At 68.4% G+C, this 13,807-nt stretch carries 16 protein-coding genes; 7 read left to right on the plus strand and 9 right to left on the minus strand.

The genetic code is table 11. The features are described 5' to 3' along the window. Nucleotides 1-1,106, plus strand: a 1,106-nt coding sequence (locus A5702_RS16810) for an LGFP repeat-containing protein (protein ID WP_068222074.1), incomplete at its 5' end; no start/stop codon positions are given. Here the strand turns inward: A5702_RS16810 and A5702_RS16815 are convergent. Genes A5702_RS16815 through A5702_RS16830 form a run of 4 tightly spaced genes read right to left on the minus strand, consistent with a single transcriptional unit; the run spans nucleotide 1,103 to nucleotide 4,269 of the window. Continuing rightward, nucleotides 1,103-1,924, minus strand: a complete 822-nt coding sequence (locus A5702_RS16815; protein WP_055405402.1) for a Cof-type HAD-IIB family hydrolase — start codon at nucleotides 1,922-1,924, stop codon at nucleotides 1,103-1,105. The two genes, A5702_RS16810 and A5702_RS16815, sit on opposite strands and share 4 nt — an antisense overlap. Before the next feature lie 15 nt (nucleotides 1,925-1,939). Next, on the minus strand, nucleotides 1,940-2,725 hold the full coding sequence (locus A5702_RS16820) for a 1-acyl-sn-glycerol-3-phosphate acyltransferase (RefSeq protein WP_055405401.1): 786 nt from the start codon (nucleotides 2,723-2,725) through the stop codon (nucleotides 1,940-1,942). A 14-nt stretch (nucleotides 2,726-2,739) separates the two neighbouring features. Further along, nucleotides 2,740-3,495, minus strand: coding sequence for a 1-acyl-sn-glycerol-3-phosphate acyltransferase (locus A5702_RS16825; RefSeq protein ID WP_067823804.1), 756 nt, complete (start codon nucleotides 3,493-3,495; stop codon nucleotides 2,740-2,742). A gap of 6 nt (nucleotides 3,496-3,501) precedes the next feature. Continuing rightward, nucleotides 3,502-4,269, minus strand: a complete 768-nt coding sequence (locus A5702_RS16830; protein WP_055405399.1) for a 1-acyl-sn-glycerol-3-phosphate acyltransferase — start codon at nucleotides 4,267-4,269, stop codon at nucleotides 3,502-3,504. 166 nt (nucleotides 4,270-4,435) lie between these two features. Between A5702_RS16830 and A5702_RS16835 the strand changes: the two genes are divergently transcribed. After that, entirely contained in the window at nucleotides 4,436-5,986 is a 1,551-nt protein-coding gene (locus A5702_RS16835) for an MBL fold metallo-hydrolase (protein ID WP_068222095.1), read from the plus strand. Next, nucleotides 5,983-6,327, plus strand: a complete 345-nt coding sequence (locus A5702_RS16840; protein WP_067823807.1) for a hypothetical protein — start codon at nucleotides 5,983-5,985, stop codon at nucleotides 6,325-6,327. The genes A5702_RS16835 and A5702_RS16840 overlap by 4 nt, the downstream gene beginning before the upstream one ends. Nucleotides 6,328-6,335: 8 nt before the next feature. Here the strand turns inward: A5702_RS16840 and A5702_RS16845 are convergent, their stop codons facing one another. After that, a complete protein-coding gene (locus A5702_RS16845; RefSeq protein WP_068222078.1) occupies nucleotides 6,336-7,898 on the minus strand; it encodes an NAD(P)/FAD-dependent oxidoreductase in 1,563 nt (520 codons plus the stop codon). Nucleotides 7,899-7,962: 64 nt separating this feature from the next. Further along, nucleotides 7,963-8,583: a TetR/AcrR family transcriptional regulator gene (locus A5702_RS16850; protein WP_055404663.1), complete on the minus strand. Its 621-nt coding sequence runs from the start codon at nucleotides 8,581-8,583 to the stop codon at nucleotides 7,963-7,965. Nucleotides 8,584-8,653: 70 nt separating this feature from the next. On the opposite strand from A5702_RS16850, the gene A5702_RS16855 reads away from it, so the two are divergent. After that, nucleotides 8,654-9,139 (plus strand): DUF2834 domain-containing protein, encoded by a 486-nt coding sequence (locus A5702_RS16855; RefSeq protein WP_055404664.1) that lies wholly within the window; start codon nucleotides 8,654-8,656, stop codon nucleotides 9,137-9,139. Here the strand turns inward: A5702_RS16855 and A5702_RS16860 are convergent. Continuing rightward, nucleotides 9,136-9,405: a helix-turn-helix domain-containing protein gene (locus A5702_RS16860; RefSeq protein WP_068222082.1), complete on the minus strand. Its 270-nt coding sequence runs from the start codon at nucleotides 9,403-9,405 to the stop codon at nucleotides 9,136-9,138. The genes A5702_RS16855 and A5702_RS16860 overlap by 4 nt on opposite strands. Nucleotides 9,406-9,496: 91 nt before the next feature. Between A5702_RS16860 and A5702_RS16865 the strand changes: the two genes are divergently transcribed. Next, nucleotides 9,497-10,078 carry a carboxymuconolactone decarboxylase family protein gene (locus A5702_RS16865; protein WP_068222085.1) on the plus strand — a complete coding sequence of 194 codons (582 nt, stop codon included), beginning with the start codon at nucleotides 9,497-9,499 and terminating at the stop codon, nucleotides 10,076-10,078. A 6-nt stretch (nucleotides 10,079-10,084) separates the two neighbouring features. Here the strand turns inward: A5702_RS16865 and A5702_RS16870 are convergent, their stop codons facing one another. Further along, nucleotides 10,085-10,654: a class I SAM-dependent methyltransferase gene (locus A5702_RS16870; protein WP_068222088.1), complete on the minus strand. Its 570-nt coding sequence runs from the start codon at nucleotides 10,652-10,654 to the stop codon at nucleotides 10,085-10,087. 55 nt (nucleotides 10,655-10,709) lie between these two features. Here A5702_RS16870 and A5702_RS16875 point away from each other — a divergent pair, with 55 nt between their 5' ends. Then, entirely contained in the window at nucleotides 10,710-11,459 is a 750-nt protein-coding gene (locus A5702_RS16875) for a helix-turn-helix transcriptional regulator (RefSeq protein WP_068222090.1), read from the plus strand. On the opposite strand, the gene serS is transcribed toward A5702_RS16875, so the two are convergent. Beyond that, nucleotides 11,456-12,724, minus strand: coding sequence for a serine--tRNA ligase (gene serS, locus A5702_RS16880; RefSeq protein WP_068222098.1), 1,269 nt, complete (start codon nucleotides 12,722-12,724; stop codon nucleotides 11,456-11,458). The two genes, A5702_RS16875 and serS, sit on opposite strands and share 4 nt — an antisense overlap. A 120-nt stretch (nucleotides 12,725-12,844) precedes the next feature. Here serS and A5702_RS16885 point away from each other — a divergent pair. After that, a partial coding sequence (locus tag A5702_RS16885; protein ID WP_197506596.1) for a septum formation family protein occupies nucleotides 12,845-13,807 on the plus strand: 963 nt, incomplete at its 3' end.

Consider the following 13,807-nt stretch of genomic DNA (forward strand, 5'->3'; position numbering starts at 1 on the left):
TCTCGCCGCCGCAAGCGCCCACCGAGACGCAGTGGACCCCACCGTCCGGCGTCCTGATGCCAGGGCAGGCGCCCGCCATCATCAGCCGGGCGCAGTGGGGCGCCGACGAATCGCTGCGATGCGGTAGTCCCCAGTACGACAACGGGATTCGCGCGGCCGTCGTGCACCACACCGCGGGCAGTAACGACTACTCGCCGCTGGAATCGGCCGGGATCGTCAAGGCCATTTACACCTATCACAGCAAGACCCTGGGCTGGTGCGACATCGCCTACAACGCGCTGGTCGACAAGTACGGCCAGGTGTTCGAGGGCAGCGCCGGGGGGCTCACCAAAGCGGTCGAGGCGTTCCACACCGGCGGCTTCAACCGCAACACCTGGGGTGTGGCGATGATCGGCAATTTCGACGACGTACCGCCGACCCCGATTCAGCTGCGCACCCTGGGCCGGCTGCTCGGCTGGCGGCTGGGCCTGGACGGCGTCGACCCCAAGGGCACGGTCGCGCTGGAGTCGGCAGGCAGTCACTACACCACCTTCCCGGCCGGTTCCGTCGCGACGTTGCCGACCATCTTCACCCACCGCGACGTCGGCAACACCGATTGCCCGGGCAACGCCGCCTACGCCTTGATGGACGAAGTGCGCGACATCGCTTCGCATTTCAACGATCCGCCGGAGGAGTTGATCAAGGCCCTGCAGGGCGGCGCGATCTACGACCACTGGCAGGCGATGGGCGGGATGAACAGCGTGCTCGGCGCGCCGACCTCACCGGAAGACAGCGCCGAGGGCGACGCTCGGTACGTCACCTTCGCAAGGGGCGCCATGTACTGGTCGCCCGCAACCGGCGCCCAGCCCGTCACCGGCGCGATCTACGACGCCTGGGCGTCGCTGAGCTACGAACGAGGCCCGCTCGGTTTGCCAACCAGCGCGGAAATTCAAGAGCCGCTACAGATTACGCAGAATTTCCAGCACGGGACGCTGAACTACGACCGCCTCACCGGCGACGTCACCGAGGTCGCCGAGGGAATCACCACGCCGCTGTCGACCCAGCCCCCGAGCGGCCCAACTATTCCGCCCGAGCACTTTTCGCTGCCGGCGCACCCGTCGACCTAGGGGCTGAGCCACCAGCGTTCCAGCACCCGTCCCACCCCATCGTCGTTGTTGACGGTGGTGACCTCGTCGGCGGCGGCGAGCACGTCGGGGTGGGCATTGCCCATCGCCACGCCATGACCGGCCCAGCGCAGCATCGGTAGGTCGTTGGGCATGTCGCCGAACGCCACCACCTCCTCGCTGCCGATCTGCAGCGGCCTGGCCACCTCGTCCACACCGGTGGCCTTGCTGATGCCCAGCGGCACGATTTCCACCAGGCCGTTGTTGGTGGAGTAGGTGATATCGCCCTCCAGGCCGACATGCTTGGCCAGCGCGGCGGCCATATCGGCGCTGCGGGCCCCGTTGCGGCGGATCAGCAGCTTGATGGCCGGCGCGCTGAGCAGGTCCTCGATCGACACCTCGGTGTTGTCCGGGTTCAGCCACGCATGTTCGTAGCCGGGCGAGCTGATGAACTGCGGGGTCGCCGTGTCGTGGGCGCGCTCGCCGATTCGCTCGACGGCAAGGCCCGCGCCCGGGATGACGCGCGTGGCGATCTCGGCCAGCTCGGCCAGGGTGTCGACCGGCAGCGTTCGCGTGGACACCACCCGGTCGGTCGACGGGTCGTAGACGACCGCGCCGTTGGCGCACACCGCGATCGGCGCGAAGCCGAGCGCGTCGACCACGGGGCGTATCCAGCGCGGCGGGCGGCCGGTCGCCACGACGAACTTCGCGCCTGCGCCGACCGCGGCGCGGATGGCGTCGCGGGTGCGCGGGGTGATGGTTTCGTTGTCGTCGAAGAGGGTGCCGTCGACGTCGCAGGCGATGAGCGCCGGCTGGGTCACGTTGACGTCATCTGGTCAGTGCACTCCGCTCTGGTCCTGCCCCGGCCGGGTCACGCCGTCGGTGCCGTATTTCTGCATCCGCGCCTGCAGCTCCGACAGGCGGATCGCCCGGGAATCGTCCTGGGTGGGCGCGGCACCCCCGAGCCGCCGCGGCACCCAGAACTCGCCTTCCGGGTGCGGGTACTCCTCCTGCACCTGGTACAGCAACGCGTTCATCGCCTGGCGCAGCTCCGCGTTGAGCTGTTCGGGCGTCCCGCGCGGCGGCAGCGGCCGCCCGGCGGCGACGGTGATCGGAACCTTGTTGCGCCACACCTTCTTTGGATGATCCTTGGGCCAGATCCGATGGGCGCCCCAGACGATGACCGGCACGATGGGCACCTGGGCGTCCAGGGCCATCCGGGCCGCACCGGTCTTGAATTCCCGCAGCTCGAAGCTGCGGCTGATCGTGGCTTCGGGGTGCATCCCGATCAGCTCGCCCTGCCGCAGCCGCTGCGTGGCCAGCTCGAACGCGCCGTTCCCGTTAGTGCGGTCCACCGGGATCAGCCGGGCGTGGTTGATGACGTAGTTGACCGCCTTCACGTCGGCCATCTCCGCCTTGATCATGAAGTACGCGCGGCGGTGGCGTTCGCGCACGGCGAGCAGCGTCGGCAGCCAGTCCAGGTAGCTGGTGTGGTTCTGCGCCAGCAGCGCGCCGCCCCGCTCGGGGATGTTGTCCAGCCCCCGATACGTGAACTTGGTCCCCTGCATCGCGACCATCGGCGGCACGATCCACTCGCACAGCCGGTAGAACCCCTCAGGCATGTCGTCTCCTTCGCCTACCCTGACGGCCGTTCGCTGCGGCCGGCTGCCCGCGCCGCGGCCTCGTCCGCCTCCATCCGCGCGGCCTCGGCCATTGTCGGTGCCCCACCGCCCAGGCGGCGTGGCGTCCAGTACGCCCCGGGTTCGTGTGGATACTGCTGTTGCACTTGGTGCAGCAACGCGGTCATCGACTCGCGCAGCGCGGCGTCGGTCCGCGCGATGTCTTCGGCCGCCGGCACCGGCGCGCCCACCTGCACTTTAATGGGTAACTTGGCGCGCCGGAGGTTGCGCGGGTGATCTTTTGTCCAGATGCGGTGCGCACCCCAGACGATCACCGGAACGATCGGGACGCGCGACTCGATGGCCATCCGGGCGGCGCCCGTCTTGAACTCCTTGAGCTCGAAGCTGCGGCTGATGGTGGCCTCCGGATAGACCCCGACCAGCTCACCCTCGCGGAGACGTTGCACGGCAACCGCGTAGGCACCGGCCCCCGCTCCGCGGTCCACCGGAATGGTCCCGGTGTGCTTGATCAGGAAGTTGACGATCTTCACCTGTTGCATCTCGGCCTTGATCATGAACCTGAGCCGGCGACGCCGCCGGTGCACGGCCAGCGCGGCGGGCAGGAAGTCGACGTAGCTGGTGTGGTTGATCGCGATCACGGCGCCGCCGGAGGCCGGGATGTTCTCCTCGCCGCCGTAGGAGATCTGGGTGCCGGTGGCCAAAACCACCAGCCGAGCCAGAACCTCGAGCGTGCGGAAGATCGGCTCCACCATCGATCGCTACTCCGGCGGTCCCGCGTTCCGAGCCCGCCGAGCCGCGCGCTCGGCCGCCTCCTCGGCGTCCAGCTGGGCGGCCTCGGCCAGCGACGGGGCGCTACCGCCCAACCGGCGCGGCACCCAGTACTCGCCGGCGGGATGCGGCCCATACATCTCCTGGGCCCGCTCGAGCAGGTGTTGCATCCGCGAGTGCAGCAACCCCTTGAGCTCCTCGACGCCCAGCGTCGGTTCGATCGGCTCGCCGACGAGCACCGTGATGGGCACCTTCGGGCGCCACAGCTTCTTGGGGTGGCCCTTGGTCCAGATGCGCTGCGCGCCCCAGACGATCACGGGAACGATCGGCACCCCCGCCTCGACCGCCATCCGGGCCGCCCCCGACTTGAACTCCTTGATCTCGAAGCTGCGGCTGATCGTGGCTTCCGGGTAGACGCCGACCAGCTCACCGTCCTTGAGGTTCCTGACCGCCTCCTCGTAGGAGGCGGCCCCGTCCTGACGATTGACGGAGATGTGCCGCAGGCTGCGCATGATCGGCCCGGTGATCTTGTTGTCGAACACCTCCTGCTTGGCCATGAACCGCACCTTGCGGCCCAGACCCTGCTGGTAGGCGGGCAGGCCCGCGAACGTGAAGTCGAGGTAGCCGGTGTGGTTGATGGCAATGACCGCACCACCGCTTTTCGGCAGGTTTTCCACGCCCGCGACCGTGATCTTGAGACCCTGTAGGCGCCACACCAAGCGGGCAAGCTGAATGACAGTCCCGTATACCGGTTCCACAGCTGCCCAGCCTAGTGCTCCTGGCTGTGAGTCACCCGAAGTGCCGAAAGGAGGCGCCCTGCGACGTCACGCCGGCCCCGCCGCCTCGCGCTAAGCTCGGGGGCTGAAAAGTCGTTACCCGGCCGCGGGCCGCGAAGGCCCCTCTAGCGGCCCCAGGAAGGTGTTTGTGCAGGTCACGAGCGTAGGTCACGCCGGATTTCTGATCGAGACCCCCGCGGGCAGCATCCTTTGCGACCCCTGGGTCAACCCCGCTTACTTCGCGTCGTGGTTCCCCTTCCCGGACAACACCGGGCTGGACTGGGACCGGCTGGGTGACTGCGACTACCTGTACCTGTCGCACCTTCACAAGGATCACTTCGACGCTAAGAATCTGGCCGAGCACGTCAACAAGGACGCGGTGGTGCTGCTGCCCGACTTCCCGGTGCCCGACCTCCGAAATGCGTTGCAGGAGCTGGGGTTTTATCGGTTCTTCGAGACCAGCAACTCGGTCAAGCACCGGGTCGGCGGCCCGAAGGGCGACCTGGACGTGATGATCATCGCCCTGCGGGCGCCGGCCGACGGCCCGCTCGGCGACTCGGCCCTGGTGGTGTCCGACGGCGTGACAACGGCTTTCAACATGAACGACGCCCGGCCGGTCGACCTGGACGTGCTGGCGTCCGCCTTCGGACACATCGACGTGCACATGCTGCAGTACTCCGGTGCGATCTGGTACCCGATGGTCTACGACATGCCGGCCCGCGCGAAGGAGTCCTTCGGCGTCCAGAAGCGGCAGCGGCAGATGGACCGCGCCCGCCAGTACATCGCCCAGGTCGGCGCGACGTGGGTGATCCCGTCGGCGGGGCCGCCGTGCTTCTTGGACCCCGAATTGCGTCACCTCAACGACGACCACGACGATGCGGCGAACATATTTCCCGACCAGATCGTGTTCCTCGACCAGATGCGCACCCACGGCCACGACGGCGGCCTGCTGATGATCCCCGGCTCGACCGCCGACTTCACCGGCACCGCGTTGAACTCGCTGCGCCATCCCCTGCCCGATGACCAGGTCGAGGCGATCTTCACCACCGGGAAGCGGGCCTACCTCGCCGACTACGCCGAGCGGATGGCGCCCGTCCTGGCCGCGGAGCGGGCCGGCTGGGCCCCGGCCACCGGGGAACCGCTGCTGGAGCCGCTGCGCGCGTTGTTCGAACCGATCATGGCCCAAAGCGACGAGATCTGCGACGGCATCGGCTATCCCGTCGAACTCGTCATCGGCCCGGAGACGGTGGTCCTGGACTTTCCGAAACGTGCCGTGCGGGAACGCATTCCCGACGAAAAGGTCAGATATGGGTTCGCCATCGCCCCCGAGTTGGTCCGCACCGTGCTGCGCGACCGGGAACCGGACTGGGTGAACACCATCTTCCTGTCCACCCGATTCCGGGCGTGGCGCGTCGGCGGCTACAACGAATACCTCTACACCTTCTTCAAGTGCCTCACCGACGAACGAATCGCCTACGCCGACGGCTGGTTCGCCGAGACGCATGACGATTCCTCGTCGATCACGCTGGAGGGCTGGGAGATTCAGCGTCGCTGCCCCCACCTGAAGGCCGACCTGTCGAGATTCGGTGTGGTGGAGGGCAACACGTTGACCTGCAATCTGCACGGCTGGCAGTGGCGGTTGGACGACGGGCGCTGCCTGACGGCGCGCGGCCACGAACTGCGAAGTTCACGGGCATGAACGACCGCCCCGGCCAGTCTTACGACGACGGCCTGGTTCAGCTGGACCGCGCGGCGATCACGTTGCGGCGCTATCACTTTCCGTCGGGCACGTCGAAAGTCATCGCCCTGAGCGCGATTCGTGGCTACAAGGCCGAGGGGCTGGGCCTGCTCACCCACCGGTTCCGGATCTGGGGCAGCTCGGACCTACGCCGCTGGTTGCCGCTGGACGTGAGCCGGCCGTTCAAGTCGACGCTGATCACCCTGGACGTGCCGGGCATTTCGCCCAGCCCGGCCTTCACACCGGCGCGACCGGACGAATTCACCGCCCTGCTGGACGAACTGCTGCGCCGGCGCGGCTAGCTTCGTCCCTAGGCCGTGCGGTCTTCGAGCGCGCGGCGCGCCGCGTTGTAGCCGGGGGTGAAGGTGATGCCCGGACCCCCATGGCAACCGGCGCTGCCCAGGTAAAGCCCTTCGATCGGAATGGGCTGACCGCGAAAACCCTTGGGGCCGGGCCGGTTCGGCCCGATCTGGTCCGAGCTCAGCAGCCCGTGGCAGTAGTCGCCGCCCGGGGCGCCGAACATCACGCCCATGTGCTTGGGGGTAAAGGTGGTGTGCCGGATGATGCTGCGCTCGAAGTTCGGCGCCAGCCGGGTGATCTTGTCGATCACGCGCTGGCCCATCTCGACCTTCGCGTCGCCGTAGTCGGCGCCGCCCTCGATGGGGAACCACAGCGCGAACGCCGAGGCGGCGTGCTTGCCCTCGGGCGCCAGGTCCGGATCGTTCTGCGTCGGAATCTGCAGCACCACCGTGGGGTCGGCCGGCACGATCCCGCGGCGGCAGTCCTCCCACTGCTGCTGGACCTCCTCCGGCGTGCAGAACAGGCCTATCGACGCCTGCATGGCAGGGTCGTTGAGCGCCTCGTAGGGCGCGGCGAACTCCGGCGCCTCCTCGAGCGCGAAGTGCATCTGCAGGTAGCTGCCGCGATGGTCGGTCCGGGCGAACCGCTCCCGAATGTCGGCGGGCACCAGGGCCGGATCGATCAGGTCGTTGACGGTGACGTCGGGCGCGATGCCGGAGACGACGATCGGGGCGGTCAACTCCTCGCCGGCCTCGGTGCGCACCCCGCGCACCCGCCCGTCGGCGACCAGGATCTCGGCGACCTTGGATCGCAGCCGCACTTCGCCACCCTGGCTTTCCAGTAGCGCGCCCAGGTGCGAGGTCAGGGCGCCGATGCCGCCGCGCAGCTTCTTCATCTGCATGGTGTCGCCATCCGGGACGCCCAAGCCGAAGGCGAGCGCGGCCGCGCTGCCGGGCGTGGCCGGCCCGCGATACAGGGTGTTGACGGCCAACACGGTCATCGAGCCGCGCAGCGCGCCGTGCTTCTCGCGGTCGGGAAGGTAGCGGTCCAGCACGTCGGTGACCGATCCGAAGAGCATGTCATCGATGGCGGAGCGTTCGAATTCGTTTGTCGCGCAGGCATACATCTCGTCGAAGGTCTTGGGCTCGGTTCCCGCCTCGAACCTGCCCAACGCCCGGGTGGGGGCTTGGCTCCAGGCCATCAGCCCCGCCATCCCGTTGACGGCGTCGGCCCCGTGCACCTCGTTGAGGTGCGTGAACAGCTTGATCGGATCGCTGTACTGAATCAGCGGGTCGTCCCCGACGCCGCGGACCGCCACCGACATCACCTCGAGGTCGATGGTCGGCAGGGTGTCCAGGCCGAGTTCCTCGACGACCACCATCGAGGTGGGGAATTGCACCGAGCCCGCGATCTCGAACTGGTACCCGTCGAAAAGCTCCACCGTGGACGCCATTCCACCGGCGTACAGCTTGGAATCCAGGCACACCGTCCGCAGCCCGGCCTTCTGTAGAAGCACCGCCGCGGCCAGACCGTTGTGCCCGGCACCGATAACTATCGCGTCATAGTCAGTCATGTCCTGCCCTCCAGGAATGGAGGCTGGCATGGTCGCAAAGTTTTGTCAATTGTGACGAAACTTTTCAGTCGGCGTCGGTGACCCACGAGCCGGTGATGCCCGCCCGGAGCGACTCCAGCGCGGCGTGGCACATGCGCGCCAGCTCGCCCAGCGATCGGTCCTCACCGAGCATCCAGAACTCCATCGCCCCGAACACCCCGGCGGCGATGCACCGCGCGGTCACCCGGGCGCGCAACCTTGCGTCCAGCGTCTCGCGCGCCACGCAGCTACGCCGGTGCAGCTGTGCCTCGATGGCGTCGGCGAAGTCCGCCTGGACCTCCTGCATATGGCGGACGATGCGGCCGGGATCCAACTCACCACCGCGCAGAGCGGCGATCTTCGCCACGGCCTCAACGTCATAGGGAAACGAGAAGATGGCCGATTGCACCGAATCGATGATCGGTTCGGCGTCGGGCCGGGCGTCCAGCGCGGCCCGAAACCAGTTCAGCCCCGTGTAGTCGGCAAACAACAGATCGTGCTTGGACTTGAAGTGCCGATAGAACGTCCGGAGCGAGACCCCGGCGTCCGCCGCGATCTGCTCGGCCGAGGTCTCCTCGACGCCCTGGCCCAGGAACCGCACCATGGCGGCCTGGATCAGCGCCTCCCGCGTGCGCTCGCTGCGCACCGTCTGCGCCGGCCTGACCATGCAAGTAAGGTACCCCACCCGGCTTTTGTCACTATTGACAAAACTTTGGTCGCGGGGTGAGACTGCGCGCATGGTCTCGCTTCTTGTGCATGCCGTTCTCGGGCTCAGTGTCATCGGCTGGATCGTCGCCGCGAACTCGAAGGTCTTCGCCCGGCCCGCCGGCGGCCCGTTGTTCTCGCCGCTGGAATGCGTCTACTACCTCGTCGGGATCGCGTCCGTGGCCTTGGGCTGGTACTTCAACATCACCTACGTCGCGCAGTATTCGCACGGGTCCACCAACCCACTGTGGGGCGAACACGGAAGCTGGGCCGAATACATCAGGCTGATGTTCACCAACCCGGCCGCGTCCTCCGCCAGCCAGGACTACACGATCGCGAATGTCGTTCTGCTGCCGCTGTTTACGATCGTCGACGGCTACCGCCGTGGGCTGCGGCATCCGTGGCTGTACTTCGTGTCCAGCCTGTTCACCAGCTTCGCGTTCGCGTTCGCCTTCTACTTCGCCACCATGGAGCGCCAGCGCCGGCACGAGCAGGCCCGCGAGACGGTGGACGCCTAGGTTCCCTTCGCCCAGCGGCGGGCCCATCGGTCCAGGGGGTTGAGGGCCTCGCCCAGCGACAGGCCGGCCTCGCTGAGCTCGTAACACTGGTCGTCGCGCTGGACGACCAGCCCCGCTTCCGTCAGGTCGCCGAGACGGTCATACAAAACGCTGGGAGACATGCCGTCGCAGCGCTCCCGCAAAGCCCGCGCTCCCAGCGGACCGTCGCGGAGTTCCCACAGGATCCGCAACGCCCAGCGCCGCCCGAGGAGATCCAGGGCCGCCATGAGCGGCCGCCCCGTTGTCGACCCCCGCACCGGGTGCCCCGGTCGAGCCGTCAGTTGACGTTTCGGATTCCGTAACGTAGCTTTCCTGTCCATGGTTACGGAAATAGTAACGCCTCGCATCGGCGTCCTCGACCCGCCCTACGAGCACGCGGTGGCGGCGCTGCTGCAGAAGATGATGCCGCCGAACGTGCCGCCCATCGCCCTGTTTCGCACCGTGGTGCGCAACATGCCCATGGCCGAGGCCATGACGGCATGGGGTGGCTACGAGCTGAGCCGCAAGTTGTCGCTGTCCCTCCGCGACCGCGAGATCGTCATCGACCGCACCTGCGCTCGCTGCGGGTGTGAATACGAATGGGGCGTGCACGTCGCGTTTTTCGCCCAGAAGGCGCGCCTCGACCACGAGCAGGTCCGCTCCTTGACCCACGGCGGCGCCGACGACCCCTGCTGGACCGCCGAGCGGGATCGGCTCCTGGTCCGCGCCGTCGATGCGCTCTGCGACCGTCGCGACATCGACGACGCCCTCTGGGCGGCGCTGCGCACCGAGTTCGGCGAACGCGAGATCCTCGACCTCACGATGCTGTGCGGGTGGTATCACGCGATCAGCTTCACCGCGCGCGCCGCCCGGGTGCCGCTCGAGGCGGGCAGCCCCACCTTCGCCGGCATCGGTCGCTGATCGCGCTCAGCTCGGTTTGATGGCGCGCCACCGTTGCCGCCCACCGGAAGCGTCGATCTGCACATCGCTGAATCCCGCGTTCCGCAGGCGCGCGCCCAGGTCCGTCGGTGCGATCGGGTTGTAGGTGTCGGCGATGTGCAGAAGCCGGAAGGTCAGCGACGGGACGCCGTCGGTGCCGGCGAACGCCCCGCCCGGCCGCAGCACCCGGAACGCCTCGGCGAAGAGCCGGTCCTGCAAGTCGGCGCTGGGAACGTGGTGCAGCATCGTGAAGCAGACCACCGAGGTGAAGTGATCGGCCGGCAGCCCGGTGTCGGTGCCGTCGCCGTGGATGATGCGGGCGCGGTCGCCGTAGCGGCGCTGCAGGCGATCGGCCATCGCGGCGTCGACCTCGACTGCGGTGAGCGAATCGGCCCTGTCCAGCAGGGCGCGCGTCGTCGCCCCGTATCCGGGGCCGATTTCCAAAGTCCGCGAACCCAATTCGACGCCGTCCAGCGCCCAGGGCAACAGCTGGCCCTCCACCGCCTTCTCCCAGGCCGCCGAGCTACACCGGCGCCGGTGCAAGAGATTCATTGCCATAGCGGTAAAGCTAGCCGCCCGCGCTGGATGCGGGCTTCCGATATTCTGTCGTGTTATGTCGGAAATCAGCCATCACGGGCGGGCGACGTCGTCGCAGGCGCTGCCGCCGGGGGCACGGATCGAGCGGCACCGGCATCCCTTGCACCAGATCGTCTACCCGTCGTCGGGCGCGGTCTCCGTCACCACCCCGGCCGGCACCTGGATCACGCCGGCGAACCGGGCGGTCTGGATCCCGGCGGGCTGCTGGCACGAACATAAGTTCCACGGCCCCACGCAGTTTCACGGCGTCGCACTCGATCCCCGCCGCTACCGTCGCGGGCCGGCAGCGCCCGCCGTCCTGGCGGTCACCCCGTTGATGCGCGAACTCATCATCGCGTGTTCGCAGACCGATGGCACCGACACCGACGAGCACCACCGGATGCTGGCCGTGCTCCAGGATCAGTTGCGCGCGACCGGCGCCGGCGAGCCGCTGTGGATTCCCACGCCAGTCGACGCCCGGCTGCGCGAAGCGTGCGCGTTGATCGCCGACAACCTGGCGGCGCCGTTGACGTTGCCGCAGATCGGCCACCGGATCGGCGTCAGCCAGCGCACGCTGAGCCGTCTGTTCGGCGACGAGCTGGCGATGACCTTCCCGCAGTGGCGCACGCAGCTGCGTCTGCAGCACGCGCTGGTGCTACTCGCCGAGCGGCACGATGTCACGTCGGTAGCGGCCGAATGTGGTTGGGCCACAACGAGTGCCTTCATCGACACCTATCGGCGGGCCTTCGGCCACACCCCGGGACGGCTGGCGGCGAGGGCCCGTTAGCCGATGGTGGCAACGGGCTCGAGCAGGTCCGTGCCGACGAACGGCACCAGCGCGTCGGGCACCCGCACGCTGCCGTCGGGCTGTTGGTGGTTTTCCAGGATCGCCACCAGCCACCGGGTGGTGCCGAGCGTGCCGTTGAGGGTGGCCGCGGTCTGGGGCTTGCCGTTGGCGTCGCGGTAGCGGGTCGCCAGCCGGCGCGCCTGAAACGTGGTGCAGTTCGACGTGGAGGTCAGCTCTCGGTAGGTGCCCTGCGTGGGAACCCATGCCTCGCAATCGAATTTGCGGGCGGCCGACGATCCGAGATCACCCGCCGCAACGTCGATCACCCGATAGGGCACCTCGATGCGGGCCAGCATCTCGCGTTGCCATCCCAGCAGCCGTTCGTGTTCGGCCTCGGCCTCGTCGGGCGTGCAGTAGACGAACCCTTCGACCTTGTCGAACTGGTGCACTCGGATGATGCCGCGGGTGTCCTTGCCGTAACTGCCGGCCTCCCGCCGGAAGCACGACGACCAGCCCGCGTACCGCAGCGGCCCGGCGGACAGGTCCAGGATTTCGTCGGCGTGGTAACCGGCCAACGGCACCTCCGAGGTGCCGACCAGGTAGAGGTCGTCGGCCTCGACCCGATAGATCTCGTCGGCGTGCGCGCCCAGGAATCCGGTGCCGGCCATCACCTCCGGGCGCACCAGCACCGGCGGGATCATCGGAATGAAGCCGTTTTCGACGGCCAGCCGCAGGGCCAGTTGCAGCAGCCCCAGCTGCAGCAGCGCGCCCCGGCCGGTCAGGAAGTAGAACCGCGAGCCGGACACCTTGGCGCCGCGCTGCATGTCGATGAGGCCCAGCGCCTCGCCGAGCTCCAGGTGGTCCTTCGGGTGGTCGAGTTGCGCGGGTTCGCCCACCACGTCCAGGACGCGGTAGTCGTCTTCGCCGCCGGCGGGCACCCCCTCGATGACGACGTTGGAGATCGCCATGTGCGCCGCGGTGAACGCGGCCTCGGCCTCGGCCTGCTCGCTCTCGGCGGCCTTCACCTGCTCGGCCAGTTCCTTGGCGCGCGCCAGCTTGGCCGGGCGCTCCTCGGGGGACGCGGCGCCGACGCCCTTGCTGGCGGATTTCTGTTCCGCGCGCAGCGCGTCGGCCGACGAGATCGCCGCCCGCCGGGCGGTGTCGGCCGCCAGCAAGGCGTCGACCAGGGCCGGGTCCTCGCCCCGGTCGAGTTGGGAGCGGCGCACGGCGTCGGGGTCTTCCCGGAGCAGCTTCAGGTCGATCACGGCCAAGACACTACTTTTTCGCGCTCCGGTCGATCGCAGAGCATCCACCCGGACTGGTCCCAGGACTCACATCAGTAACTTTTGTCACGCGCCACAGGTGGTGCTGTCAGAATGGAGCCGATGTCGCAAGCCCCCGAGACGGACCATCCGGAAGCCCGGGCGTCCGCGCCCGCCGCCGAGCCGGACCAGCCGCACGCCGGCTTCCGGTGGCCGCGCAGTCTGCAGGCGACGGCCACCCGCCGCGCGCTGCTGCTGACCGCGCTGGGCGCCCTGTTGATCGCCGGCCTGGTGACCGCGCTTCCGGTCGGCGGGACCGGCCCGGGCCGGCTGTCCGGCTATCTCGACGGCAACCCGGTGCCCACCACCGGAAGCAAGAGTGACGCCGCGTTCAACAAGGCGGCCAGCGGCGACTGCCTGATGTGGCCGGACACCACCCCGGAGTCGGCGAAGATCGTCAACTGCGCCGACGACCACAAGTTCGAAGTGGCCGAATCCGTCGACATGCGCACCTTCCCGGGCGCCGAGTACGGTCCCAACGCCGCTCCGCCGTCGCCCGCGCGCATTCAGCAGATGACCCAGGAGCAATGCGAGTCCGCGGTGCGCAACTACCTGGGGCCCAAGTTCGATCCCAACAGCAAGTTCATCGTCAGCCTGCTGTGGCCCGGTGACCGGGCCTGGCGCCAGTCCGGCGAGCGGCGGATGCTCTGCGGGCTGCAGCTGCCCGCCACCAACAATCAGCAGCAGGCGTTCAAGGGCAAGGTCGCCCAGATCGACCAGTCCAAGGTCTGGCCGGCCGGCACCTGCTTGGGCATCGACACGAACACCAACCAGCCGATCGACGCCCCGGTGGAATGCGCGGCACCGCACGCGATGGAGGTGACCGGCACGGTCAACCTGGCCGAGAAGTTCCCGGGTGCGCTGCCGGCCGAGCCCGACCAGGACGGGTACATCAAGGATCTGTGCACCAAGATGACGGACGCCTACCTGGCGCCGGTCAAGTTGCGCACCACCACCCTGACGCTGATCTACCCCACCGTGCCGCTGGCCAGCTGGACGGCCGGCAGCCGCGAGGTCGCCTGCAGC

It is taken from the genome of Mycobacterium sp. E3339, from assembly GCF_001666915.1.
Classification (GTDB): domain Bacteria; phylum Actinomycetota; class Actinomycetes; order Mycobacteriales; family Mycobacteriaceae; genus Mycobacterium.

Excerpts from the sequence above, each read along its gene's own strand:
- A5702_RS16820 (WP_055405401.1), bottom strand. The coding sequence starts at position 2,725 with ATGCCTGAGGGGTTCTACCGGCTGTGCGAGTGGATCGTGCCGCCGATG.
- A5702_RS16825 (WP_067823804.1), bottom strand. The coding sequence starts at position 3,495 with ATGGTGGAGCCGATCTTCCGCACGCTCGAGGTTCTGGCTCGGCTGGTG.
- A5702_RS16840 (WP_067823807.1), top strand. The coding sequence starts at position 5,983 with ATGAACGACCGCCCCGGCCAGTCTTACGACGACGGCCTGGTTCAGCTG.
- A5702_RS16845 (WP_068222078.1), bottom strand. The coding sequence starts at position 7,898 with ATGACTGACTATGACGCGATAGTTATCGGTGCCGGGCACAACGGTCTG.
- A5702_RS16850 (WP_055404663.1), bottom strand. The coding sequence starts at position 8,583 with ATGGTCAGGCCGGCGCAGACGGTGCGCAGCGAGCGCACGCGGGAGGCG.
- A5702_RS16855 (WP_055404664.1), top strand. The coding sequence starts at position 8,654 with ATGGTCTCGCTTCTTGTGCATGCCGTTCTCGGGCTCAGTGTCATCGGC.
- A5702_RS16860 (WP_068222082.1), bottom strand. The coding sequence starts at position 9,405 with ATGGCGGCCCTGGATCTCCTCGGGCGGCGCTGGGCGTTGCGGATCCTG.
- A5702_RS16865 (WP_068222085.1), top strand. The coding sequence starts at position 9,497 with ATGGTTACGGAAATAGTAACGCCTCGCATCGGCGTCCTCGACCCGCCC.
- A5702_RS16870 (WP_068222088.1), bottom strand. The coding sequence starts at position 10,654 with ATGGCAATGAATCTCTTGCACCGGCGCCGGTGTAGCTCGGCGGCCTGG.
- A5702_RS16875 (WP_068222090.1), top strand. The coding sequence starts at position 10,710 with ATGTCGGAAATCAGCCATCACGGGCGGGCGACGTCGTCGCAGGCGCTG.